This is a genomic window from Clavibacter michiganensis (assembly GCF_016907085.1).
Lineage (GTDB): Bacteria > Actinomycetota > Actinomycetes > Actinomycetales > Microbacteriaceae > Clavibacter > Clavibacter michiganensis_O.
On the sequence record NZ_JAFBBJ010000001.1, the window covers coordinates 3,001,150 to 3,026,230 of the forward strand.

Annotated in this window: 19 protein-coding genes; 16 read left to right on the top strand and 3 right to left on the bottom strand. The window is 70.5% G+C overall.

The window, feature by feature from the left end:
* Positions 1-65 precede the first annotated feature (65 nt).
* Both glgX and JOE38_RS14295 read left to right on the top strand, forming a co-directional pair.
* Positions 66-2,147: a glycogen debranching protein GlgX gene (glgX, locus tag JOE38_RS14290; RefSeq protein ID WP_204576875.1), complete on the top strand. Its 2,082-nt coding sequence runs from the start codon at positions 66-68 to the stop codon at positions 2,145-2,147.
* Between the two features lie 127 nt (positions 2,148-2,274).
* A complete protein-coding gene (locus JOE38_RS14295; RefSeq protein WP_204576876.1) occupies positions 2,275-3,339 on the top strand; it encodes an FUSC family protein in 1,065 nt (354 codons plus the stop codon).
* On the opposite strand, the gene JOE38_RS14300 is transcribed toward JOE38_RS14295, so the two are convergent.
* Genes JOE38_RS14300 through JOE38_RS14310 form a run of 3 tightly spaced genes read right to left on the bottom strand, consistent with a single transcriptional unit; the run spans position 3,309 to position 4,425 of the window.
* Positions 3,309-3,590 carry a hypothetical protein gene (locus JOE38_RS14300; protein WP_204576877.1) on the bottom strand — a complete coding sequence of 94 codons (282 nt, stop codon included), beginning with the start codon at positions 3,588-3,590 and terminating at the stop codon, positions 3,309-3,311. The two genes, JOE38_RS14295 and JOE38_RS14300, sit on opposite strands and share 31 nt — an antisense overlap.
* 20 nt (positions 3,591-3,610) lie before the next feature.
* The gene (locus JOE38_RS14305; RefSeq protein ID WP_204576878.1) at positions 3,611-4,009 is read right to left on the bottom strand and encodes a hypothetical protein; all 399 of its coding nucleotides are present in this window, start codon (positions 4,007-4,009) and stop codon (positions 3,611-3,613) included.
* A 17-nt stretch (positions 4,010-4,026) separates the two neighbouring features.
* Positions 4,027-4,425 (bottom strand): DUF2256 and DUF3253 domain-containing protein, encoded by a 399-nt coding sequence (locus JOE38_RS14310; RefSeq protein ID WP_204576879.1) that lies wholly within the window; start codon positions 4,423-4,425, stop codon positions 4,027-4,029.
* A 188-nt stretch (positions 4,426-4,613) separates the two neighbouring features.
* Between JOE38_RS14310 and JOE38_RS14315 the strand changes: the two genes are divergently transcribed.
* From JOE38_RS14315 to JOE38_RS16135, 14 genes are all read left to right on the top strand, one after another.
* A complete protein-coding gene (locus JOE38_RS14315; protein ID WP_204577239.1) occupies positions 4,614-7,880 on the top strand; it encodes an efflux RND transporter permease subunit in 3,267 nt (1,088 codons plus the stop codon).
* Positions 7,881-8,199: 319 nt separating this feature from the next.
* Positions 8,200-10,455: a DEAD/DEAH box helicase gene (locus tag JOE38_RS14320; protein ID WP_204576880.1), complete on the top strand. Its 2,256-nt coding sequence runs from the start codon at positions 8,200-8,202 to the stop codon at positions 10,453-10,455.
* Between the two features lie 94 nt (positions 10,456-10,549).
* Positions 10,550-11,080 carry a GNAT family N-acetyltransferase gene (locus JOE38_RS14325; protein WP_307838891.1) on the top strand — a complete coding sequence of 177 codons (531 nt, stop codon included), beginning with the start codon at positions 10,550-10,552 and terminating at the stop codon, positions 11,078-11,080.
* Between the two features lie 31 nt (positions 11,081-11,111).
* Positions 11,112-11,603 carry a GNAT family N-acetyltransferase gene (locus tag JOE38_RS14330; protein WP_204576881.1) on the top strand — a complete coding sequence of 164 codons (492 nt, stop codon included), beginning with the start codon at positions 11,112-11,114 and terminating at the stop codon, positions 11,601-11,603.
* Positions 11,604-11,720: 117 nt separating this feature from the next.
* Entirely contained in the window at positions 11,721-12,698 is a 978-nt protein-coding gene (iolC, locus tag JOE38_RS14335) for a 5-dehydro-2-deoxygluconokinase (RefSeq protein ID WP_204576882.1), read from the top strand.
* The gene (locus tag JOE38_RS14340) at positions 12,695-13,636 is read left to right on the top strand and encodes a class I fructose-bisphosphate aldolase (protein WP_204576883.1); all 942 of its coding nucleotides are present in this window, start codon (positions 12,695-12,697) and stop codon (positions 13,634-13,636) included. Before iolC ends, JOE38_RS14340 begins: the two co-directional genes overlap by 4 nt.
* 52 nt (positions 13,637-13,688) lie before the next feature.
* The gene (locus tag JOE38_RS14345) at positions 13,689-15,194 is read left to right on the top strand and encodes a CoA-acylating methylmalonate-semialdehyde dehydrogenase (RefSeq protein WP_204576884.1); all 1,506 of its coding nucleotides are present in this window, start codon (positions 13,689-13,691) and stop codon (positions 15,192-15,194) included.
* A 64-nt stretch (positions 15,195-15,258) separates the two neighbouring features.
* Positions 15,259-16,218 carry a 5-deoxy-glucuronate isomerase gene (iolB, locus tag JOE38_RS14350; protein ID WP_204576885.1) on the top strand — a complete coding sequence of 320 codons (960 nt, stop codon included), beginning with the start codon at positions 15,259-15,261 and terminating at the stop codon, positions 16,216-16,218.
* A complete protein-coding gene (gene iolD, locus JOE38_RS14355; protein ID WP_204576886.1) occupies positions 16,215-18,131 on the top strand; it encodes a 3D-(3,5/4)-trihydroxycyclohexane-1,2-dione acylhydrolase (decyclizing) in 1,917 nt (638 codons plus the stop codon). Before iolB ends, iolD begins: the two co-directional genes overlap by 4 nt.
* Positions 18,132-20,564: 2,433 nt before the next feature.
* Positions 20,565-20,864 carry a lactococcin 972 family bacteriocin gene (locus JOE38_RS16125; RefSeq protein WP_204576887.1) on the top strand — a complete coding sequence of 100 codons (300 nt, stop codon included), beginning with the start codon at positions 20,565-20,567 and terminating at the stop codon, positions 20,862-20,864.
* A gap of 85 nt (positions 20,865-20,949) precedes the next feature.
* The gene (locus JOE38_RS14365) at positions 20,950-23,019 is read left to right on the top strand and encodes a hypothetical protein (protein WP_204576888.1); all 2,070 of its coding nucleotides are present in this window, start codon (positions 20,950-20,952) and stop codon (positions 23,017-23,019) included.
* Between the two features lie 49 nt (positions 23,020-23,068).
* A complete protein-coding gene (locus JOE38_RS14370; protein ID WP_204576889.1) occupies positions 23,069-23,719 on the top strand; it encodes an ABC transporter ATP-binding protein in 651 nt (216 codons plus the stop codon).
* A gap of 78 nt (positions 23,720-23,797) precedes the next feature.
* Entirely contained in the window at positions 23,798-24,103 is a 306-nt protein-coding gene (locus JOE38_RS16130; protein WP_204576890.1) for a lactococcin 972 family bacteriocin, read from the top strand.
* A gap of 484 nt (positions 24,104-24,587) precedes the next feature.
* Positions 24,588-24,887, top strand: coding sequence for a lactococcin 972 family bacteriocin (locus JOE38_RS16135; protein ID WP_204576891.1), 300 nt, complete (start codon positions 24,588-24,590; stop codon positions 24,885-24,887).
* Positions 24,888-25,081: the final 194 nt, after the last annotated feature.

Consider the following 25,081-nt stretch of genomic DNA (forward strand, 5'->3'; position numbering starts at 1 on the left):
GACCGCCGCCTGGGGATCGCCCTTCGTGCACGAAGGAGTTGGGCGGGCGCGAGCATACTGAACCGGTGACCATCGACCTCCCTCCCATCAGCCGCTCCTACATCAGCCGTCCGTACCCGCTCGGCGCGACCGTCGTCGCGCGCGACGGCGGGCTGCCCAGCGGCCTCAACGTCGCCGTGTACTCCGAGACCGCCGAGGCGGTGGAGGTGTGCGTCTTCGACGACGACGGCACCGAGAGCCGCACGCGCCTCTCCGAGCGCACCGGCCACGTGTTCCACGGCCTCGTCGAGGGCGCCGGCATCGGCACCCGCTACGGCCTCCGCGTCCACGGCGAGTGGGATCCGTCCCGCGGCCTCCGCCACAACCCGGCCAAGCTCCTGCTCGACCCCTACGCCATCGCGATCGAGGGCCACCCCACCTGGGGCGAGGACGTCTTCGCGCACACCTTCGACGACCCGAACGCCATCAACGACGCCGACTCCGCCGCCTCCATGCCCCGCTCCGTCGTGGCCGACCGCCGCTTCGACTGGGAGGACGACGAGGCCCCGCGCACGCCCCTCGACGAGACCGTCGTCTACGAGGTGCACGTGAAGGGCTTCACGCAGCAGATGGAGTCGGTGCCCGAGGAGATCCGCGGCACCTACAAGGGCCTCGCGCACCCCAGCGCCATCGAGTACCTCACCGACCTCGGCGTCACGAGCGTCGAGCTCCTGCCGGTGCACCACTTCATGCAGGACTCGCACCTCGAGGAGAAGGGCCTCCGCAACTACTGGGGCTACAACTCCATCGGCTTCCTCGCGCCCTACTCGGACTACAGCTCCGCGGGCGACGGCGGAGCGCAGGTCGCCGAGTTCAAGGAGATGGTGAAGGCGCTGCACGCGGCCGGCCTCGAGGTCATCCTCGACGTGGTCTACAACCACACCGCCGAGGGCAACCACATGGGCCCGTCGCTGTCGCTCAAGGGCATCGACAACGCCTCCTACTACCGGCTCGTGGAGGGCGATGAGGCGTCGTACTTCGACACCACCGGCACCGGCAACAGCTTGAACGTCGGCCACCCGGCGGCGCTCGCGCTGATCATGGACTCGCTCCGCTACTGGGTCGAGGAGATGCACGTCGACGGCTTCCGCTTCGACCTCGCTACGACGCTCACGCGCCAGGACGGCGACGCCGAGATCCACAGCGCGTTCCTCACCCTCATCCACCAGGACCCGGTGCTCGCGCCCGTGAAGATGATCGCCGAGCCGTGGGACACCGCCGGCTACCAGGTCGGCGGCTTCCCCGCGGACTGGTCGGAGTGGAACGGGAAGTTCCGCGACGACGTGCGCGACTTCTGGCACAGCGGGCAGAACGTGCTCGGCGCGCTGGCCCAGCGGATCACCGGCAGCCCGGACGTGTACGAGTCCGGCCGCCGCTCGCCGCTGTGCAGCGTGAACTTCATCACGGCGCACGACGGCTTCACGCTCGCCGACCTCACCTCCTACGACGAGAAGCACAACGAGGCCAACGGCGAGGACAACAACGACGGCGAGAGCGACAACCGCTCCTCCAACGCCGGCGTCGAGGGGCCGACGGACGACCCCGAGGTCAACGCGATCCGCGACCGCCAGCGCCGCAACATGCTCGGCACGCTGTTGCTCTCGTCGGGCGTGCCGATGGTGCTCGGCGGCGACGAGATCGCGCGCACGCAGGGCGGCAACAACAACGCGTACTGCCAGGACGACGAGATCTCGTGGTTCGACTGGGCGAACGCGGACCGCGAGCTGCAGGACTTCACGCGCAAGCTCATCCGCCTGCGCCGCGGCAACCGCGCGCTGCGTCCCATCGGGTTCCGCGGCGACGACGTCGAGGGCGCCGAGGAGGCCGTGCGCTTCATCCGGGCCGATGGCGCGACGCTCGAGCCGCAGGATTGGGAGGACCCGAACGCCTTCAGCATCGGCGTGATCATGAAGGGCAAGGACAGCGACGCGTTCTTCGTCGCGTTCAACGCCGCCGAGGGGCCGGTGGAGTTCCAGCTGCCCTCGGGGATCGGCGTCTCGTGGCACCTCGCCATCTCGTCGGACTCCGAGCAGAACGTGACCGAGGACGCGACGAGCATCCTCGTGCGCGACCGCTCGTTCACCGTGCTGCGGGCCGCGCGCTCCTAGCCGCACCCGCGAGATCCATCGACGCGCCCTCGGGAGACCGGGGGCGCGTCGCCGTGTCCGGGGGCGGTGCCGGGCGGGCGTAGCGTGGGGAGGCCCCGTTTCCGCTCCCGGGGAGATCGGATCCCGTGTGACGTCATCGCCCGTCCCCCGGCCGCCGTCGACCCGGACGCTCGACCTCGAGGCCGCGATGCGCGCGAGCGTCGGCCTGCTCGTGCCGCTGGTGGTGCTGCTCGCGATCGACCGGCTCGACCTCGCGCTCTACGCGTCGTTCGGCGCCTTCACCGGGCTCTACGGGCGCAACGAGCGCTACCGGCTGAGGCTCGCGAGCGTGGGCGCCGGTGCCGCGATGATGCTCGTCGCGATCACCACGGGCGTGCTCCTGTCGCTCGCCGACGCGCCGCTCGCGCTCGAGGCCGTGGGCCTCGCGATCGTGCTGGGCGGGGCGTCGCTCGTGTCGACGGCGATGAGCCTGGTGCCGCCGCATCCGCTGTTCCCCGTGTTCGGGCTGGTCGTCTGCGCGGCCGTGCCGGTGGACGGCGCCCAGGCGCGCGACGCGCTCGTGACGGCGGTCGCCGCGATCCTCTTCTCCGCGGGCGTGTGCATGTCCGGCTGGCTGCTCCGGCGGTGGGCGCCGGACGCGCAGGCGCACCGCTTCCGGGCGCTGCCTCGGATCCCCGTGCGCGACGCCGCCGTGCACCGCGACCCCGCCGCGTGGACCGCGGTCGTCGCGAACGTCGTCGGCGCGCTCGTGGCGGGCGCGATCGCGGTGGCCCTCGGGCTCGGGCACCACTACTGGGCGGTCGTGACGCTCGTCGCCGTGCTGCCGGTGGTGCGCGGGCCGCTGTCCTTCACGCGCGTCGCGCACCGGGTGCTCGGGACGCTCGCCGGGTCGGTCGTGGCCGCGGGGATCCTCGCGCTGCACCTGCCGGCGCCTGCCGTGATCGCCGTCGCCGTCGCGTGCCAGTTCGCCGCCGAGATCGCGGTGGGGCGGCACTACGGAGTGGCGCTCGTCTTCATCACGCCGCTCGCGCTCGTGATGGGCGGCCTCGGCCGGACGCTGCCGGTGCTGCCGCTCGTGGCCGACCGGGTGGTCGACACGGTCGTGGGTGCCGGCGTCGGCGTGGTCGTGATCCTCGTGCTGCGGGCGCTGGCGGCGCGGCGTCAGCGGCGGACGGCCCTCGGACCGGTCTGACGCAGCACGGCGCAGGCGACGCCGCCGGCCAGCGCGAGGACCGCGACGACCCCGCAGACGAGCGCCTGCCGGCCGAGCGCCTCGTGCACCGGGGAGGTCGCGGTGCCGAAGGCGGGCGGGGGCAGCTCGTCGATGAGGATCGCGCCCTGGACGAGCGCGACGGCGGCGAGCACCGCGGCGGGCACGAGGAGCGTGAAGCAGATCACGGCGCCCGCAAGGAGCAGGCGGGCGCGCGTCCGGGCCGTGGTCATCGTCCGCTCACCCGGCCGGCCTAGGGGAGGACCGTGGTGCTCCAGCCGTAGATGCGGCCGTTCGCGCCGAAGACGTTCCAGCCGTCGGCGCAGGTGACGGTGGCGGGGTCGATCTCCGGCGGCCACCAGGTGTCCTGGATGGCGCTCATCTGCAGGTCGGTGCAGCCGCCCGGGGCGGGCGCGGGCGTGGCGGTCTGGACGGCGACGATGGTGCCCGTCTTCGCCTCGGACTTGGTGCGGATGAGCGTGCCGTCGGCCGGGATCCACGTCGGCATCGACGCGCCGAGCGCCGTCTGGGCGTCCGCGGTGGTGGCGTAGATCTCGGTGGTGGGCGACGTGAACTGCGCGCTGGCCCCGCATCCGGACAGGAGCGCCGCGCTCGCGACGGCGGCCAGGACGGTGAGGGTCGGTCGATGCATCCCCCTAGTGTGCCTGGTCAGCGGCGACGGCGGATCCGGATGGGCCCCTTGGCCGTGGAGGGATCGACGACCGACCCCTTCTGCGTGATCTCCACCTCGCCCGCGTCGACGAGCCGCCGGGCCGCGCGGCGGGCCGGCTCCATGAGGTCGCGCCAGTCGTCGGGGGACTCCGCGCGGGCGGCCTCCGACGGGCAGATGGTGGCGCCGCCGGCGCGGTGCGCGAGGAGGTCGAGGATCCGCCGCTCGAGCCGCGCGTCGACGTCGCTGACGCCACGGCGCCGGCACGCGTCGCTGCAGTAGCGCACCTCGTCCCAGTCGCGCTCCCACTTCTTGCGCCACTCGATGGTGCGACCGCACGAGGCGCAGGTCTTGGGCTCGGGGACGCGCTCCTTCGTGTTCGATGCCCGGTGCGCCATCCCTCCAGCATGCTCCGCGGAGAGGGGTGTCGGCTGGATGCGGTAACGCACTACTGAAAACCCGGCGCGAGCGGGGATTTCCCGACGCCGGGTGCGATACTTCCCCCACGGGGCGGGTTCCCGGTGCGGGCGATCAGCGGTCCGAGCGACCGCCGCACCCGCGGCCCGCATCGCACAAGGAGCACCCCCTGCATCTCCTCTCCGTCTTCAGCCTCCGCAACCGGGCCCTGATCGCGCTCATCACGATCGTCATCGGGGTGTTCGGCGGCATCGCGCTGACGACGCTCAAGCAGGAGCTCATCCCGTCGGTGTCGTTCCCGCAGCTCGCGGTCGTCACGGCGTACCCGGGGGCGTCGCCCGCGGTCGTGGACACCGACGTGTCGACGCCGATCGAGCGCGCGATCCAGGCGGTGCCGGGCCTCGAGTCCTCCACCGCGACCTCGCGCACCGACTCGTCCGTCATCTCCGCGTCGTTCACGTACGGCACCGACCTCGCGACGGCCGAGCAGAAGATCGACCAGGCCATCAACCGGATCCGCACCACGCTGCCCGACGGCATCGACCCCGTGGTCATCGCGGGCAGCATCGACGACCTGCCGGTGATCCAGATCGCGGTCACGAGCGACCTCAGCCCGCAGGACCTCACGGCCGCGCTCGAGCGCTCGACCCTCGCCGACATCCGCAAGCTCGCGGGCGTCCGCGACGCGAGCCTGCTCGGCACGGTCGGGCAGCGCGTGGTCATCACGCCGGACCCCGCGAAGGTGCAGGCGGCGGGCCTCAGCAACCAGGCGATCCGCGACGCGCTCGACGCGAACGGCTCGCTCCTGCCCGCGGGCTCGGTGACGGAGGACGGCACGACGCTGTCGGTGCAGTCGGGCACGCGCCTCGGATCCACCCAGGACCTCGCGTCGCTGCCGCTCCTGGGCGCCGCGGGCGGGCGGCAGCTCACGATCGGCGACGTCGCCCTCGTGGAGCTCGGCCAGGATCCGACCACCGGCATCTCGCGCGTCGACGGCCAGCCGTCGCTCACCATCGCCGTGACGAAGACGCCCGCGGGCAACACGGTCGACGTCTCGCACCTCGTCACCCAGCTCCTGCCGCAGCTGTCGGAGGACTTGGGGAGCAACACCAAGTTCACGGTCGTGTTCGACCAGGCGCCCTTCATCGAGCAGTCGATCTCGAGCCTGACCACCGAGGGCCTGCTCGGCCTCGTGTTCGCGGTGCTCGTGATCCTCGTGTTCCTGATGTCGATCCGGTCCACGATCGTCACCGCGATCTCCATCCCGGCCTCGGTGCTCATCACCTTCATCGGGATGCTCGCCTCCGGCTACACGCTCAACATCATCACGCTCGGCGCGCTCACGATCGCGGTCGGGCGCGTGGTGGACGACTCGATCGTGGTGATCGAGAACATCAAGCGGCACCTCTCCTTCACGCCCGACCGGCTCGAGGCGATCCGCGCCGCCGTTCGGGAGGTCGCGGGCGCGGTGACGGCGTCGACCGCCACGACCGTCGCGGTGTTCCTGCCGATCGCGCTCGTGGGCGACATCACGGGGGAGCTCTTCCGGCCCTTCGCGCTGACGGTGACCATCGCGCTCGCCGCGTCGCTGTTCGTCGCGCTGACGATCGTGCCGGTGCTCGCGTACTGGTTCCTGCGGCCGGAGGGCGAGTCGCGTCGGGCGCGCAGGAAGGCCGCCGCCGCGGCGGCCGCGGAGACCACGCGCACCGGCGCGCACGCGGCCGTCCGCGGATCCGTCGACGACCGCGGGCGGTCCGGCCGGCGGGCCCGCGGATCGCACGCCGCCGATGGCCAGAGCGAGGGCCAGAGCGGCGGCGAGGGCCTCGGCGCCCCGACGCGCCTCCAGCGCGGCTACCGGCCGATCCTCGCGTGGACGCTCAAGCACTCGGCCGTCACGCTGATCCTCGCGATCCTCGTGCTCGGCGGCACCGTGGCGCTCATCCCGAGCATGAAGACGAACTTCCTCGGCGACAGCGGGCAGAACACGCTCACCGTCTCGCAGGAGCTGCCGAGCGACACGAGCCTCGAGGCGCAGGACACCGCGGCCACGAAGGTCGAGCAGGCCCTCATCGGCGTGTCCGGCGTCGAGACCGTGCAGACCTCGATCGGCTCGGACAGCACCTCTCTCACGTCGGCCTTCGGGGGCGGCGGCGGGATCACGTTCGCGCTGACCACCGACGCCGACGCCGACCAGGACGCGATCCGCGAGCGCGTGCGCACGGCGGTCGACGGCCTCACCGACGTGGGCGACGTGTCGCTCGCGGCGGCCTCGGGCGGGTTCTCCTCGAGCGACATCGAGGTGCAGATCACCGCGAACGACGCCGACGACCTGAAGACGTCGGCCGACGCGATCCTGGCCGCCGTGAAGGACATCCCCTCGATCGAGCAGGCCACGAGCAACCTCTCCGAGACGCAGCCGTACATCGCCGTGACGGTCGACCGGGCGAAGGCCGCGGCCGCCGGGCTCAGCGAGCAGGCCGTGGGCGGCATCGTCACCGCGAGCCGACTCCCGGCCGCGGTCGGGCAGGTCGTGATCGACGAGAAGACGCTGTCCATCTACATCCAGGACCCGGACGCCGCGCAGAGCCTGCAGGGGCTGCGGGACTTCTCGATCCCCACCGCCCGCGGCCTCGTGCCGCTGAGCGACCTCGCGACCGTCGAGGTCGCCGACGGACCCGCGACCGTCACGACCACCGGCGGCTTCCGCAGCGCGACCGTGAGCGCGACGCCCGGTAGCGACGACGTGGGCTTCGCGTCGTCCGAGGTGTCGCAGGCCGTCGCCGACGTGCAGCTGCCGGCCGGCGCGCAGGCCTCCCTCGGCGGCGTCGCGTCGCAGCAGTCCGACGCGTTCGGGCAGCTCGGGCTCGCGGTGCTGGCGGCGATCCTGATCGTCTACATCATCATGGTGGCGACGTTCCGCAGCCTCATCCAGCCGCTCGTGCTGCTCGTCTCGGTGCCGTTCGCGGCGACCGGCGCGGTGCTGCTGCAGGTGGTGACGGGGATCCCGCTGGGCGTCGCGTCGATCATCGGCCTGCTGATGCTCGTGGGCATCGTGGTGACCAACGCGATCGTGCTCATCGACCTGGTGAACCAGTACCGGACGCGCGGCATGGGCCTGCGGGAGGCGATCCTGCAGGGCGCCGGGCGACGGCTCCGGCCCATCCTCATGACGGCGCTCGCGACGATCTTCGCGCTGCTGCCGCTCGCGATCGGCCTGACCGGGCACGGCGGGTTCATCTCGCAGCCGCTCGCGATCGTCGTGATCGGCGGCCTGCTGTCGTCGACCGTGCTCACGCTGCTCGTGCTCCCGTCGCTGTACTCGCTCGTGGAGCGCGCGGCGCTGCGGATCCGGGCGCGCGGCGAGCGGAAGCGGGCCGAGCGCGGGCTGCCGGCCGGCGGATCCGCGACGACGACCGAGGCCGGCGTCGCGGGCTGACCCACACCCACGACCCCGCCCGGGGGCGCCGCGGGGCGCGCCCGGGCGGAGCGCTGCCCTGGTGCCCGGGGCGCCGGTCCGGTAGTGTGTTCCAGTCGGCTCTTGACACCGCTACCGGACCATCCATCCGGGCGGATGGATTTGTCAGTCAGGTGGGCCGGTTTCCCCCTCTCGTTCCGTAGAGGGGTACGTCACGCGATGACACGGCACCCGGTCGACGACTGCCCGGGTTGAGAGCAGCTCTGCGCACCCTGATCCTGTAGCGCGCTGCTTCGCACATGCGCATTGTCATGCATCCGAGCAGAACGAGGACTCCCTCATGCCCTACAACAACGACTCCCCGCGCGGCGCCAAGCGCGCCCCCGCGGGATCCCGCAGCCCGAACCACCGCGGCTACAACTCCGATCCCGCGCCCAAGAAGCAGCGCTGGAACGCCGACGAGCGCGCCCAGCGCTCCGGCCAGGACGACCGTCCCCAGCGCGGCGGCGCAGCGCGCCCCGCGCGCGGCGGCGACCGCCCCAACTGGGAGCCCCGCGCCGAGCGCCCTGCCGGTCGCGGCGAGCGTCCCGCGTACGGCGACCGCCCCAACCGCGCCGGCCAGCGCCCCGAGCGCGGCGATGCCCGCCCGCAGCGCGGCGAGCGCCCCTCGTACGGCGGCGGCAACGACCGCGGCCAGCGCAGCGAGCGTCCCTCCTACGGCGCCGAGCGCGGCCAGCGCTCCGAGCGCCCGTCGTACGGGAACGCGCGTCCCGACCGTGGCGGCGAGCGCTCCGAGCGTCCCTCGTACAACGACCGCGCGCCGCGCGGCGACCGTCCGTCCTACGGGAACGACCGGCCGCAGCGGTCGGAGCGTCCCGCGTACAACGACCGTCCGGCTCGTTCGGAGCGTCCGTCGTACAACGACCGCGCCGAGCGTCCCTCGTACGGCGACCGCGCCCAGCGCAGCGAGCGCCCTGCGTACAACGTCCGTGCCGAGCGCCCGTCGTACAACGACCGGAACGCTCGCACCGAGCGTCCCGCGTACAACGACCGTCCCGCCCGCACCGAGCGCCCGTCCTACAACGACTCCCGGCCCGCCCGCACGGAGCGCCCGTCGTACGGTGACCGCGCCGAGCGATCCGAGCGTCCGTCGTACAACGACTCCCGCCCGGCCCGCACGGAGCGCCCGTCGTACGGCGACCGCCCGGCCCGCACCGAGCGTCCGTCGTACGGCGACCGGCCCCAGCGGTCCGAGCGCCCCTCCTACGGCGACCGCCCCCAGCGCAGCGAGCGCCCGTCCTACGACGACGCCCGCCCCAAGCGCGACAGCGACTTCTACCCGAGCAAGGAGGGCGCCCCGCGCCACGCTCCCGCCGAGGACGTCGTGCTCGAGCGCCTCGAGGCCCAGGCCACCACGGCCAAGGACGTCGACGGCGTGACCTTCGCCGCGCTCGGCCTCGGCCAGAACATCGTCCGCGTGCTCGAGGAGCTGGGTGCGGCGAGCCCGTTCCCGATCCAGGCCGCCACGATCCCCGACGTGCTCGCGGGTCGCGACGTGCTCGGCCGCGGCCGCACCGGATCCGGCAAGACCATCGCGTTCGGCGCGCCCCTCGTGGAGCGCCTGCTCGAGAACGACGGCGCGAAGAACCGCAAGATGGGCCGCAAGCCCCGCGCGCTGATCCTCGCCCCGACGCGCGAGCTCGCCATGCAGATCGACCGCACGGTGCAGCCCATCGCCCGCTCGGTGGGCCTGTTCACCACCACGATCTTCGGCGGCGTGCCGCAGTTCAAGCAGGTCGGTGCGCTGCAGCGCGGCGTCGACATCCTCATCGCGACCCCCGGCCGCCTCGAGGACCTCATCGACCAGGGCCGCCTCGACCTCTCGGAGATCGTCGTCACCGTGCTCGACGAGGCCGACCACATGTGCGACCTCGGCTTCCTCGAGCCCGTGCAGCGGATCCTCCGCCAGGTGAAGAAGGACGGCCAGCGCCTGCTCTTCTCCGCCACGCTCGACAAGGGCGTCGCGACGCTCGTCAACGAGTTCCTGCCGTCGCCCAGCGTCCACGAGGTCGCGGGCGAGGACCAGGCGTCGTCGACCATCGACCACCGCGTGCTCCTCATCGAGCAGCGCGACAAGGCCGCGATCATCGAGCAGCTCAGCTCGGGCGAGGGCAAGACGCTGATCTTCGCCCGCACCCGCGCGTTCGCCGAGCAGCTCGCCGACCAGCTCGAGGACGCCGGCATCCCGGCCACGTCGCTGCACGGCGACCTCAACCAGGCGCGCCGCACGCGCAACCTGCAGCTCCTCACGAGCGGCAAGGTCCGCGTGCTCGTGGCCACCGACGTCGCCGCCCGCGGCATCCACGTGGACGACATCGGGCTGGTCATCCAGGCCGACGCGCCCGACGAGTACAAGAGCTACCTCCACCGCGCCGGCCGCACGGGCCGCGCGGGCAAGCAGGGCACCGTCGTGACGCTGATCACGAAGGCCCGCCGTCGTCGCATGGACGACCTCCTGGGTCGCGCCGAGATCACGGCCACGACGGTCATGGCCGCTGCCGGGGACCGCGTCATCGCGGACCTCGCGCGCGTCTAGCGCTCACGCACGACCACGACGGCCGTCCCATCCCTCAGCGGGGTGGGACGGCCGACGTCGTGCGCGGAGCACGCGGTCTGGCATCCTCGATGCCGTGCCCGACCGGATCCGCCTGCTCACGCCCGACGACGCCTCCGCGCTCTCCGAGCTGCGCCTGCGGGACCGTGCGCACCTCGCGCCGTGGGAGCCGATCCGGGACCCGGACCACGACACCCCCGCCGGCCAGCGCGCCGACCTCGAGGCGGCGCTCGCGCTGCACGCGCGCGGGCAGGGCGTGCCGCTCGCAATCCTCGACGACGACGGATCCGTGGCCGGGCGCATCAACCTGAACACCGTCGTCCGCGGCGCGTTCGAGTCGTGCTCTGTGGGGTACTGGCTCGCGGCGGATCGCACCGGCCGCGGGCTCGCGACCGGGGCGGTGCGCGCGGCGGTGGACCTTTCGTTCGGCGAGCTCGGGCTGCACCGGGTCGAGGCGGGCACGCTCGTGCACAACGCCGCGTCGCAGGCCGTGCTCAGCCGCGCGGGGTTCACGCGATACGGGCTCGCGCCGCGCTACCTCCGCATCGCGGGGGAGTGGCAGGACCACGTGCTGTTCCAGCGGCTGGCGGACGACCCGCCGGTCTGATGTCCCGGCGTCCCCGACTAACCTCGACCGCATGCAGATCCGCCCCGCCACGGACGCCGACTGGCCCCTGATCCACCCCTTCTACCGGGAGATCGTCGACGCCGGCCGGACCTACGCGCTGCCGGCCGGGCAGTCGCTCGAGGAGGCGCGGCCGCACTGGATGGCGGAGGCGCCGGCCCGCACCTTCGTGGCGGTGGACGATGACGGCACGGTGCTCGGATCCGCCAAGGCCGGCCCGAACCGCCCGGGCCGCGGCGCGCACGTGGCGACGGGCTCGTTCCTCGTGGATCCCGCGCACGCCGGCCGAGGCGTCGGCCGCGCGCTCGGCGAGTTCGTGTTGGCGTGGGCGCGCGCGGAGGGCTACCGGGCGATCCAGTTCAACGCCGTCGTGGAGACGAACCACGCCGCGGTGCACCTGTGGCGGTCGCTGGGGTTCCGGATCATCGGCACCGTCCCCGGGGCGTTCGACCACGCCGACGACGGGCTGGTCGGCCTGCACGTGATGCACCTGCCGCTCGACTGACGCCGGCTCGCCCTGGCTGCCGAGAGGGCATGTGCCTATGTCAGAACATGCGCTACGTTGGACGGACAGCAGCACCCGCCCACCGCCCTCCATCGCCGGAGAGGAAGCAGCGCCGCCATGAGCCCTGCCATGAACGCAGTCCCCGCCTCGACCCCGATCCACGACGTGATCACCATCGGCCGCGTCGGCGTCGACCTCTACCCGCTCCAGGACGGCGTGGGCCTCGAAGACGTCGAGACGTTCGGCAAGTACCTCGGCGGGAGCGCGGCCAACGTCGCGGTCGCGGCCGCCCGGCACGGCAGGTCCGCCGCCCTCGTCTCGCGCGTCGGCGACGACCCGTTCGGCCGGTACGTGACGCGGGAGCTCGAGCGCCTCGGCGTCTCCGCGGCCTTCGTGCCCCCGGTCGAGGACCTGCCGACGCCCGTCACCTTCTGCGAGATCTTCCCGCCCGACGACTTCCCGCTCTACTTCTACCGCCGTCCGAAGGCGCCCGACCTCTGCGTCGAGGCCGACGCGCTCGACCGGGCGGCGATCCAGGACGCGCGCGTCTACTGGTCGACCGTCACGGGACTGAGCGAGGAGCCGAGCCGATCCGCGCACCACGCCGCGTGGGCCGCCCGCGCGCGCCGGCCGCTCACGGTGCTCGACCTCGACTACCGGCCGATGTTCTGGTCGTCGCCCGCGGACGCGACCCGCGAGGTCGGCCGGGCGCTCGAGCACGTGACCGTCGCCGTCGGCAACCGCGAGGAGTGCGAGATCGCCGTGGGGGAGACGGATCCGCTGCGGGCCGCCGACGCGCTGCTCGACCGCGGCGTCGAGCTCGCCATCGTCAAGCAGGGGCCGAAGGGCGTGCTCGCCAAGACGCGCGACGAGACCGTGGAGGTGCCGCCGTACCCGGTCGAGGTCGTCAACGGGCTCGGCGCGGGCGACGGCTTCGGCGGCGCGCTCGTGCACGGTCTGCTCGCCGGATGGGACCTCGAGCGGATCCTGCGCTTCGCCAACGTCGCGGGCGCCATCGTCGCCTCCCGCCGCGAGTGCTCGACCGCCATGCCGACGACCGCCGAGGTCGAGGCCGTGCTGGCAGGTCTCCGGTGACCGCGGTCGACGCGACCCGGGCACCCGCGGAGGCGCTCCGCGCGGGCGACCTCCCCGGAGCCCTCCAGGCCATCCGGGACCTGCGCGCCACGGATCCCGAAGCCGTCGCCCGCGCGCTCGCCGGCCGCGTCCGCCGCCCGCTGATCCGCGACGACGGCCGCCTCCTCATCGTCGCCGCCGACCACCCCGCCCGCGGCGCGCTCGGCGTCGGCGACGACCCGATGGCCCTCGCCGACCGCGACGGGCTGCTCGCCGGCCTCGCCACGGCCCTCACGCGCGACGGGGTCGACGGCGTGCTCGGCACCCCGGACATCGTCGACGACCTCGCGCTCCTCGGCCTCCTCGACGACAAGGTCGTGGTCGGATCCATGAACCGCGGCGGACTCCGTGGCGCGACGTTCGAGATGGACGACCGCTTCACGGCCTACGACGTCCCGGGGATCGTGCGCGACGGCCTCGACTTCGCGAAGACGCTCGTGCGGATCAACCTCGGCGACGCCGGAACCGCCCGCACCCTCGAGGCCAACGCCCGCGCGGTCGACGACGCGGTGCGCGCCGGCCTGCCGATCATGCTGGAGCCGTTCATGAGCGCGTGGCAGGAGGGCCGGATCGTCAACGACCTCACGCCCGACGCCGTCATCACCTCGATCGCGGTGGCGTCGGGCCTCGGCTCGTCGTCCGCGCGCACGTGGATGAAGCTGCCGGTCGTCGACGACATGGCCCGCGTCATGGCCGCGACCACGCTGCCCACGCTCCTGCTCGGCGGCGATCCGCAGGGCGCGAGCGAGGACACCTGGGCCGGCTGGGAGCACGCGCTCGGCCTCCCCGGCGTGCGCGGCCTCGTCGTCGGCCGCGCGCTCATCCACCCCGCCGACGGCGACGTCGCGCGCGCGGTCGACCAGGCCGTCGACCTCGTGCACGGCCGCGCCCGCCCCTGATCCCGAAGACCGACCCGACCCGATCCGCCACCCGCCATCGCCTGAGGACACCATGACCGACACCGCCCCGCTCCCCGTCGTCCCGCACTGGATCGACGGCGCCCGCTCGCCCTCCACCTCCGGCCGCACGGCGCCCGTCTACGACCCGGCCCGCGGCGTCGTCACGAAGGAGGTCGCGCTCGCGGGAGCCGACGAGATCGCGCGCGCGATCGCGTCGGCGCACGCCGCGTTCCCCGCCTGGCGCGACCTGTCGCTCGCCAAGCGGCAGGCGATCCTCTTCCGCTTCCGCGAGCTGCTCGAGGCGGAGAAGGGCGAGCTCGCGGAGATCATCACGTCGGAGCACGGCAAGGTCGTGAGCGACGCGCTCGGCGAGATCACCCGCGGGCAGGAGGTCGTGGAGTTCGCGACCGGCCTCGCGCACCACCTCAAGGGCGAGTACTCGGAGCAGGTGTCCACGGGCGTCGACGTGTACTCCACGAAGCAGCCGCTCGGCGTCGTCGGGATCATCTCGCCGTTCAACTTCCCCGCGATGGTGCCGATGTGGTTCTTCCCGATCGCGATCGCGGCGGGCAACACCGTGGTGCTGAAGCCCAGCGAGAAGGACCCTAGCGCCGCCATCTGGATCGCCGAGCTCTGGAAGCGCGCCGGGCTCCCGGACGGCGTCTTTACCGTGCTGAACGGCGACAAGGAGGCGGTGGACGGCCTGCTCACGCACCCGGACGTGCGCGCGATCTCGTTCGTCGGATCCACGCCCATCGCCCAGTACGTCTACGAGACGGGCACGAAGCACGGCAAGCGCGTGCAGGCCCTCGGCGGCGCGAAGAACCACATGCTCGTGCTGCCGGACGCCGACCTCGACCTCGTCGCCGACTCCGCCGTCAACGCGGGCTTCGGCTCGGCGGGCGAGCGCTGCATGGCGATCTCCGTGGTCGTCGCGGTCGAGCCCGTCGCCGACGCGCTCATCGAGCGGATCACGTCGCGCATGTCGTCCTTGCGGGTCGGCGACGGCCGCCGCGGCTGCGACATGGGGCCGCTCGTGACAGAGGCGCACCGCGACAAGGTCGCGTCGTACATCGCCATCGCGGAGGAGGACGGCGCGCGCGTCGTCGTCGACGGCCGCGGCATCGAGGTCGACGGCGAGCGGGACGGCTTCTGGCTCGGCCCCACGCTCATCGACCAGCTGCCCACGAGCTCGCGCGCCTACACGGAGGAGATCTTCGGGCCCGTGCTCGGCGTCGTCCGGGTGCGCACGTACGAGGAGGGCGTGGCGCTCATCAACGCCGGCGCGTTCGGCAACGGCACCGCGATCTTCACGAACGACGGCGGGGCCGCGCGGCGCTTCCAGAACGAGGTGCAGGTCGGCATGATCGGGATCAACGTCCCCATCCCCGTCCCCGTCGCCACGTTCTCGTTCGGCGGCTGGCGCTCCAGCCTCTTCGGCGACACCAAGGCCCACGGGGCCGAGGGCGTCCGGTTCTTCACGCAGCAGAAGGCGATCACCAGCCGGTGGCTCGACCCGTCGCACGGCGGCGTCGACCTCGGCTTCCCGCAGAACTGATCGGTACCACCACCCCCACCGCCCGGCCGGGCGGGCACCGACGACGACGACGACGGAGACGCGCATGACGACGAACGAGTGGCTGCACTCCCGCGGGACCCTCGGCCGGGACGGCTGGGAGAGCGTGGTCGACGGATCCCTGCCCGGCTGGCAGCACACGGGCCTCCGCGTCGCGGTGATCGGCGCAGGCGACGCGCTCGAGCTGCCCGTCGGGGGCGTCGAGCGCATGGTCGTGCCGCTCGCGGGATCCTTCGCCGTGCGGCACCGCGACGGAGACGGCGACGAGCGCGTGACCGACCTCGCGGGCCGCGCGTCGGTCTTCGCCGGTCCGACGGACGTGCTCTACCTGTCGTGCACGTCGAGCGCGGTGCTCACCGGATCCGGCCGCGTGGCCGTCGCCGAGTCGCCCGCCACCCGGCACGTGCCGAGCCGCCGGATCGCCCGCGAGGACGTGCCCGTCGAGCTCCGCGGCGCCGGCCGGTCGAGCCGCCAGGTGCACAACTTCGGCACGCCCGGCACCCCCGGATCCCTCGACGCCGAGCGCCTCATCGTCTGCGAGGTGCTGACGCCGGCCGAGAACTGGTCGAGCTACCCCGCGCACAAGCACGACGAGGAGAAGTCGGGGGAGGAGTCGGAGCTGGAGGAGATCTACTACTTCGAGACCGCCGTCGGGAAGGGCCTCGAGGCGCCCGCCGACGCGGATCCGTTCGGCCTGTTCCACACCTCGTCGTCGCCCGCGGGCGAGATCGCGATCGACGCCGTCGTGCGCACGGGCGACGTCGCGCTCGTGCCGTACGGCTACCACGGGCCCGCGGTCGCGGCGCCCGGCTACGACCTCTACTACCTCAACGTCATGGCGGGCCCGGGCGCCGACCGCGCATGGCTCATCAGCGACCACCCGGCGCACGCCTGGATCCGCGGCACGTGGGCCGGGCAGGAGATCGACCCGCGCCTGCCGTTCGCCCCCGACGCGGACGCCGGCGCCGCGGCATCCGCACCCGAGCAGGAAGCACCCGCCCGATGACCGAGCCCACCGCCCGCATGACCGTCAGTCAGGCCCTCGTCGCGTTCCTCGCGAACCAGTGGACGGTCGACGGCGACCACCGCGAGCGCACCATCCCCGGCGTCTTCGGGATCTTCGGCCACGGCAACGTCGCCGGGATCGGCCAGGCGCTCATGCAGGCCAACGCGCAGGATCCCGACCTCATGCCGTACCACCAGGCCCGCAACGAGCAGGCGATGGTGCACCAGTCCGTCGGCTTCGCGCGCATGCACCGCCGCCTCGCCACCTACGCGAGCGCCGCGTCGGTCGGGCCGGGCGCCGCGAACATGCTCACGGGCGCGGCCCTCGCCACGGCCAACCGGCTGCCGGCGCTGCTCCTGCCGAGCGACACCTTCGCGACCCGGGTGGCGGATCCGGTGCTGCAGCAGCTCGAGCACCCGCACGACACCGGCATCAGCGTGAACGACGCGTTCCGCCCGCTCTCGCGCTTCTTCGACCGCGTGCAGCGGCCGGAGCAGCTCTACTCGATCGCGCTCGCGGCCATGCGCGTGCTCACCGACCCCGCGGAGACGGGCGCCGTCACCATCGCGCTGCCGGAGGACGTGCAGGCGGAGGCGCTCGACGTGCCGCTCGCGTTCCTCGCGCCGCGCGAGTGGCACCTGCGCCGGCCGCTGCCGGAGCGCGGGCCGCTCGCCCGCGCCGTCGAGGCAATCCGCGGCGCGCGCACGCCGCTCATCGTCGCGGGCGGCGGCGTCATCTACTCCGCGGCGGAGGAGGCGCTGCTGCGCTTCGCCGAGGCCACCGGCATCCCGGTCGGCACCACGCAGGCCGGCGGCGGATCCCTGCCCTGGGACCACCCGCAGTACGTCGGGGGCGTCGGCGCCACGGGATCCACCGCCGCGAACCGGCTGGCCGCCGAGGCCGACGTCGTGATCGGCATCGGCACGCGCTACTCCGACTTCACCACCGCGAGCCGCACCGCCTTCCAGCGCCCGGACGTGACCTTCGTGAACGTCAACGTCGCCGCCTTCGACGCCTACAAGCACGGCACGCAGCTGCCCGTGGTCGCCGACGCGCGGGAGACGCTGGAGGCGCTGATCGAAGCGCTCGCCGGCACGCGCGTCGACGTCGCGTACGCCGACCGCATCGCCCGCGAGAAGCGCGAGTGGGACGCCGCCGTCGACCGCGCGCTCGCGCCCACGGGCGGCGCGCTGCCCGGCCAGCCCGAGATCATCGGCGCCGTCCAGGCCGCGAGCGACCCGCGCGACGTCGTCGTGCAGGCGGCCGGATCCCTGCCCGGCGACCTCCACAAGCTCTGGCGCGTGCGCGACGCGCTCGGCTACCACGTGGAGTACGCGTTCTCGTGCATGGGCTACGAGATCCCCGGCGGCCTCGGCATGAAGCGCGGCGCGGAGGCGTACGGCGACGACCGCGACGTGATCGTCATGGTCGGCGACGGCTCCTACCTCATGCTGCACACCGAGCTCGTGACGGCGGTGGCCGAGGGGATCAAGATCATCGTCGTCGTGATCCAGAACCACGGCTACGCGTCCATCGGCCACCTGTCCGAGACGGTCGGCACCGAGCGCTTCGGCACCCGGTACCGCCAGCTCGACCCGGCGACGCGGAACTTCGAGGGGCGCGAGCCGCTGCCCGTCGACCTCGCGGCGAACGCGCGCAGCTACGGCGTGGATGTGATCGAGGTCGCGCCCGGCCCCGACGCCACCCGCGACCTCGGCGACGCCGTGCGGCGCGCGAAGGCGTCCGACCGCACCACCGTGATCCACGTCGAGTCCGACCCGCTCGTCTACGGCCCGGACGGCGAGGGCTGGTGGGACGTGCCCGTCCCCGGCGTCTCCGAGATGCCGTCGACGCAGGCGGCGCACGCGGAGTACGTGGAGCAGAAGAGGGCGCAGCGGCCGCTGCTGGGCTGAGGCGGTCGGCCGTGATCACCGACGCGAAGGCGGATCCCGGCTGCACTGTGGCCCTGGGGCACCGGGCCGACGCCTACACGGGCCGCAGGATCGACTTCACCCGGGGAAGGCCACGAGCGCTTTTCCGTGCAGATCGACCGCCTCGTGCCCCTCGGCTATGCGTGGCAGGTTGTGCGCCGGAGAGCGGGGCGAGCGGCTCGCGATCGACGTGACCGATCTCCAGGCCGTCGATGGGCCGAAAAAGGACGCGAAGTCTGAAGGGGCCAGAGACGTCGCTCCCATCGGCCGCCGGATATGACTGCACGCACGTCAACCGGTTGGCGTACGTGCTGGGCACGGGCACGGGCACGATCGACGATGCCGATCGTCCGACGATCGACCACAGGCTCAGCTCCTGCTGCTGATTCCTGCCCCCGTGATGCCGACTCTCTCATCGCGCCTCTGGAGAACGAGGGTGTCCAGGATTCCTTGCCGCTCGGCGGATCACGTGGTGGAAGCGCCGAGGCTTCTGGCACGACTTCCAGCGCGGCCATGGCGTTGCGCGCATCGGGGCTCGTTACTCCGCCGTCGCCCGGTGGGTGCCCTGCCTGCTCGTCGTCGTGAGGCCACGTGTGCGCAAAGACGTGATACTGCTTCGGACCCGGACCCGGGCGCGACGCAGCGCTCGCCATATTCGCGACCCGCAACAGGTGGCACATCGCCGACCACATCGCGGCAGCATCGGGGACGGGCCCCCGGCCGGGAGCCGCTCGTGAGGCTGCTCCCCGGCCTGATATCCGTCGCGGACGCGGACGCGACCGCGTCCCTGCCGGGCGAGAACCTACCAGTGTGGTGGTCATATGTCGAGGGTGGACTTTTTTGTCAAAAGTCTGATTTACTCATGCGAAGCAACGCAAGGTGAATGCCTTAGATCGCGAGATCCCGGCTACGTCATTTGGTACGATGGTCGCCGCGCTGTCTGTGGTGTCGGATTTGTGTGCCCAGGTGACTTCTTCGTCGGTACTTGAAATTAGTTGGGGGAACTGGTAATGGCAAGAGCGACAAGAATTTCCGCAATTGTCGTGCTCATGGCAAGCTTAATAGTACTTGTTGTATTCCAGTGGCTGCCCGCGCTGCTGTTCTTCCCTATCGGGGCTGGAATGCTGATGTGGGACGGCAACAAGTTTTCCATGCCCAACGGCCGCCAATCGAACAAGTGGCCCAAGTAACCGACTAGATCGCATTGCGGTGTAATCGTCAGCGCCACACACGTGGCTTAATTGCATCTGGGTGAATTTCTATGCGTTATCGTAACCTATTCAGCGGCACTGTGGCCGCCGGTGTTATTGCGTTCGGCTTAGTATCTGCGCCCGCAGCGAGCTACGCAACACCGGCGGAGGGGGCGCCGTCGTCATCGACCGAGTACTACGAGCAGACCGCCCCCGTCTATGTCAACGCAGACGGGACACTCAGCGGGGCTACCGACCTCAAGAGTAATTACAAGCGGGTGTCGGCGGCGGCGGCGGCCGCGTCGGCCTCGGCAGGCGCTGTTACGCAGGCTGCGCCGAGTCCCGTCATTAGGTGCAACAACAATAATCCTCAGATTCGGCAGTGCACCATGACAGTGGCAGGCGGCTACTGTGGGTCGTCTCGGCAGGTAGGAGCAGGAGTCTCCACCAAGCTCAAGGGTGGAATCATTGTCACGCCTCTTAATAAGCGCATATCGTGGAACGCCTCGTCTACTACCAAGGACTACCGGATCGTTATTGGCACCACTGGTAGTGCGACCATGAGTCTTCAGGGACAGGGGTCCGATCGAATTTATGCTACCTGCTCTCTGTAGTGACGCAGGGTCCATTCGAGCGGTGGTTCTACAAAAGCAATGATCGGGAACGGGACCTTGAATAATTGCTCCGAGGTCCCTTTCGTGTGTCTGTAGCCCCATCACCGCCGACGGCGACACCGGTGGCCCGTTGTTCTATGGAACCACCGCCTTCTACGTTCACGACGGCCACGTCAACGGGTCGTCGATCTCCGCGCCAAGGCGCATTACGACCCGAGCGCAGGCCAAACGTTGGTCTGGATGCGCCGATAGCCGTGCTCAAGGTGCGCCGACGTCATCCTGCGGAGCGACCACGAGGCGGGCATGATGACGCCGAAGGACGATGAGGCGTAGCGACTGCTACCCGCATAACGACGTGACGCAAGCCGAATAGGACCGATACCGCCAGGCTTACTGCCCCCGAATTGGGGCATAATATGATTGATAAACCCAGGGTGAAAAGCCCCCGGATTGGGGCACGCTATGACTAGCCCGGAGCATACACCACCACCTGGCAGGCGCTCCGTTACTCAACTGTAACCCATTCGGAATTCCTCCGCGTGCTACCGTCTTTTTAACCGCGGGAAAGACGTGTTCCCGTGTAAGGTAATTACTACGCAGATTGGATCACAATGAAGCGAACACTCAGCATCGCTAGTGGAGTCGGCTTGGTCGCAGCACTACTCCTCGGAGGAGCAGGCGCCGCGAACGCCACCACCGAATACGTGGGCGGCGGTACGTGGAATTACGGCGTAGAACGTGTCGTCGGGAATTACTCGTACTCCAACTATCTCCACTCGTCCAAGGCGCACGGGAGCACAGCGTGCAGCTCCTCAAAGTGCGTCCGATCCGACACGGTGCCTGGCGGCAAGTGGTCGAGGGCATCCGTGCAGGCGTCAGCGGGCGGGAACACCGCTTACTGGCGGGTCTGACGACCGGGGCATTCAAAGGACAATCGCTCCAGCGGTAGGTCACTGATCGTATGTGGCCTACCGCTGGGCATGTGAAAGGGACACGATGAGCAGGCTACGGGGAGCTTTGAGTGCGGTATGGGGATGTGTCGCGGCTCTGGCCCTGGTTGCCACGGCGACCCTGACGGCGTTCATCCTGGAGGAGGAACGCTACGGACCGGAGGACCTGTCGGAGACCATCGCCATATCTGAGCTCCCACCGGCAGTGAGTGCCTCGGATCTCCGCGAGGCGTTTGCGAACGCCGCAGAGTCCGCGCGCGTCAACCTTTATTCCAGCCGCCCCTCCGTCTCCGGGGAAGTGGGGTCCTCGGACTACGCGGTATTCATCGGTACCCCGGACGCCCTCCTCGGCGACCTGAAGAAGGGCTCCTTCCCGTCGTTCCCCGGTGCGCCGCGTCAGCACCTCGCATCCGGCCTTGACGCACCTGCAGACCGATTCGTCGGCGTCACCTTCGTGCAAGGCGAGCGCGGTTCCGCCGGGCGCGTCGCATCCTCGCTCGCCGCCTCCGGGGTGGAAGCGACGCCGAGTGCGGCAGAAGGCTCGATCGCCCGCCTTCCGTTCTTCCTTCTGCGCACCGGCTGGGGGCCCGCGATGCTCGCCTTGCTGGGTGCATTTACCCTGGCGATCGCGAATTTGGTGAGCAGCCGACTACTCGTGTCCGGGCTCCGTCGCTCGGTCGGCAGATCGTGGCTCCGAGTGCTGACCGCGGAATCTGCTCGCGTGCTCCTTCCCACCGCGGTCGCCGCCGCGCTGCCATGCGCGGCGTTGCTCGCCACCGCCTACCTCGGTGCTGATGGGTGGAGAGCTGGCACGATCCTCGTCGTCGGCACGGCCTTCGCGGGACTCACCCTCGCTGCCGGCCTCGCGGGCGCCGCATCGGTTGCCTGCACTTGCCTCTTCCAGACGCTGGGCGCCACGCTCAAGGGTGCGAGGCCCTTCCGGCTCCTCGCCGTCCTCTCGTTCGGGGTCATCATCGTCGCCGGGTTCGGAGTCGGAGTCAGCGCGTCGACCGCACTCGATCAGAAGCAGGTGGCCGATGGCAACGCACGAGCAGACGCTTTCCGCTCATCACATCCGGAGATGTTCATTCCCCTGATGGGCTGGGCGCTCCAGAGCGAACGCGGCGACGCGTTGCTTGGGGAGCTCGGGAACGTGTATCGGCAATCCGAGGAATCGGGCGGCTCCCTCCTCGCCGTCCCCGGTTTTCTGGACGGGTGGACCAGCCCCGCGACGTCGGCGCCGACGCCGACATCGACCGGCGGCAACGTGCCCGGCGGGGGATCGCTCCTCGTCGACCGGACGTTCCTTTCGATGCTCGATGGCGTCCCCTCCAAGGTCTACGACGCCGTCGCGAACTCGACGGCGTCACCGGAGTCGTTCGCTCTATTGGTGCCGACCTCACGGGCGGGAGAGCGCGATGCGCTGATCGGCGGCGCCAAGGAGGCCCTCGACTTCCAGGCCTCCCTGTCCCCGAACGCGGCACCGCAGGCGGTGGACCTGAAGGTCATCGACGGCGTCGACCTCGGCCTTGTCCCCCACCTGGTCGTTGACGAGGTCACGCCACTGGGGGTGCCCACCTACGACGTGGATCCGGTCGTGATCGTCTCGGGTGCGGGAACGGTGGCGCTGTCCCCCGAGCTGCTCGGCAACTCCGCGACCTTCACTGACCGCGAGGCGTTCGAGCGCGACGTCGAGTCACGGGGTCTCGACGACCTCGTCGTCGGCACGAACACCATCGCCGACCTCTCCGAGGCCGCGGCATCACAGCGGCTCGCTGCGGAACGCACGGCATTTGCGGGGATCTTCATGCTCGTGATCGCGGTGACCTTGGCCGCTGCGCTCCTGGCATCGATCCGTCACAATCGGCTCTCGGCGGCCCTCTTCCTTCGGAGCATCACGGGCGCCTCCTTCGTGCGGATGCACGGCTCATTTCTCGCCGGTGTCGCCGCGCTCTGCGGCCTACCTGCCGCTCTAATGGCACTCGTCTACGGCGCGGCACCGCTCGCCTCGCTGGGGATCGGCGCGGTCGGCGCGTTCATCTGTGCGATCTCGGCGACGTTCGCCGTCGTGTTCCAGTCGAGGAACCTGACCCGTGCTGCTTTGGAGAACTCATGAGGGACATGGCCGGTCGATTCGCACTGCACGCACACGAAAGGAGTGGGTCATGAGAACGACGCGGAAATGGGCCGGGGGGGTGGTGGCGGACGGGCTCGCATTCGACTACCCCGGGAGACGGGTCTGGGGTGGGCTGAGCTTCACCGTCGAGGACGGTCAGTTCCTCGCGCTCAGGGGGGAAAGCGGCTCAGGGAAGACGACGTTGCTCCAGTGCCTAGGGAGCCTCGCTTCGCCGAGCGCGGGGGCGCTACGCGTCAACGGCGTGGAGCCGGGGAGGATCAGAGGCGAAGAGCGGAGGGCGTTCCGTCGATCGGCGGTGGGGTTCGCGTTTCAGAATGCCGGGATCGTCGCTTCGTGGACGGTTCGACAGAATCTCGAGGTCATTGGGGCGAGGGCGAATGCCGACGACAGGGATGTCCGCGACGCGTTCGATCGCTTCGAGCTCCCCCTCTCGGCCCTCGCCTCGCCGGCTCACCGCCTGAGTGGCGGCGAGCAGCAGCGCATCGCCTTGGTGAGGCTCGTGCTGCAGAGACCCCAGCTCCTGCTCCTCGATGAACCGACCGCATCGCTCGATGACGAAAACGCTGCACGTGTGTCCGACTTCGTCGCCGAGCATTGCAAAGCCGGGGGAACGGTGATCGCAGCCACCCACGACGTGCGGCTCTCGGCAAATGCGGATGCCGACCTCGTACTCACGTGATTCGAGGCTGCCGATCTCTTCGAACATCGTCGAAAGCCGTCGGGCACGAGCTGCAACTTCCATGAAGAAAGGAATATGATGAAAAGAAAGAATGGTTTCCGGCTTGCGGTGGGAACGGGATTGGCCGTTGCCCTCCTCCTGGGAGGCGCGGGTGCGGCGAATGCCACGACGGTGCAGGCGGGAGGAGGGACGTGGACCTACGACGTCGACTACCTCAACACGGGCGTCGCCTACTCGAACTACTTCCACACGAAGAAGTCGCACGGAAGCACCGCATGCAGTCGCGATGCGTGCGTCCGATCCGATACCGTACCGTCGGGCAGGTGGTCGTACGCGCGCGTGAAGGCCACTGCGGGGGGGAACACCGCGTACTGGCGGGTATGACCGACAGCGGTGGACCATCGCGGACAGATGGTTCACCGCTGATCCCTACCAGGCTCGTCGCCTCCTGGGCGGTTCGGAAAAAGTTTGCGGTCGTCGTATGGCGATAGGCGTAGGCCAGGAGAGTACGTGCGGCGTTAGATCGCCTCGAGCTGCCCGTATCGGCGCTCAGCGCGCCCGCCCATCGCCTGAGCGGAGGCGAGTAGCAGTGCAGCGCCTTGGTCTGGCTCGCTCTCCAGGACCACGGCTGCTGCTGCGCGACGAAGTGCTCGACCGCTTTGGCTTTGCTCGGTGACGGAAACGATGCGTGGGTAGCTGCCTTCTCTACAGAGCGTTGCCACTCCGGGGAACCGTAGTAACAGCGATCCATGACACCTGCCCATCAAGCCATGCGGAAAACGACGTCAACATCGTCTGAATCTTCGGAGCACCTCAATCCTTAGTCCTTTGCACATCGAACGAATCCTCACCAATCGGATTGGATCAGATGAAGCGTGCACTCAGAATTACCTCTGGGCTCTGCCTGCTCGCCGCCCTCCTGCTCGGCGGCGCCGGCGCAGCGAACGCCGTTACAAAAAATGTCGGAGGCGGAACGTGGCAATATGGTACGGGATTCTCTCCCTCCGCCATTACTTACTCGAACTACAATCACCCTAGCAAGAAGCACGGAAGTACTGCATGCAAATCCGTGGAATGCGTGAGATCCGCCACGGTTCCGGCCAACTCATGGTCGCGCGCATCCCTCCACGCAACTCCAGGTGGAAACTCATCGTACTGGAGAGTATGACCTTCGGCTCGGAATCTCAACATAATATGATCGTGCCACCCGTAGTGGCCCGAAGAAACGAGAATATCTAGTATTTCTTATCGAAGCCTGTTCAACGGCATGGTCGCCTCTGGAGTTGTGGCGCTCTTCCTGGTGTTAGCCCCAGCGGCGGGCTACGCCGCATCTGGTGAGACCGCATCGTCGGAGCCGACGGA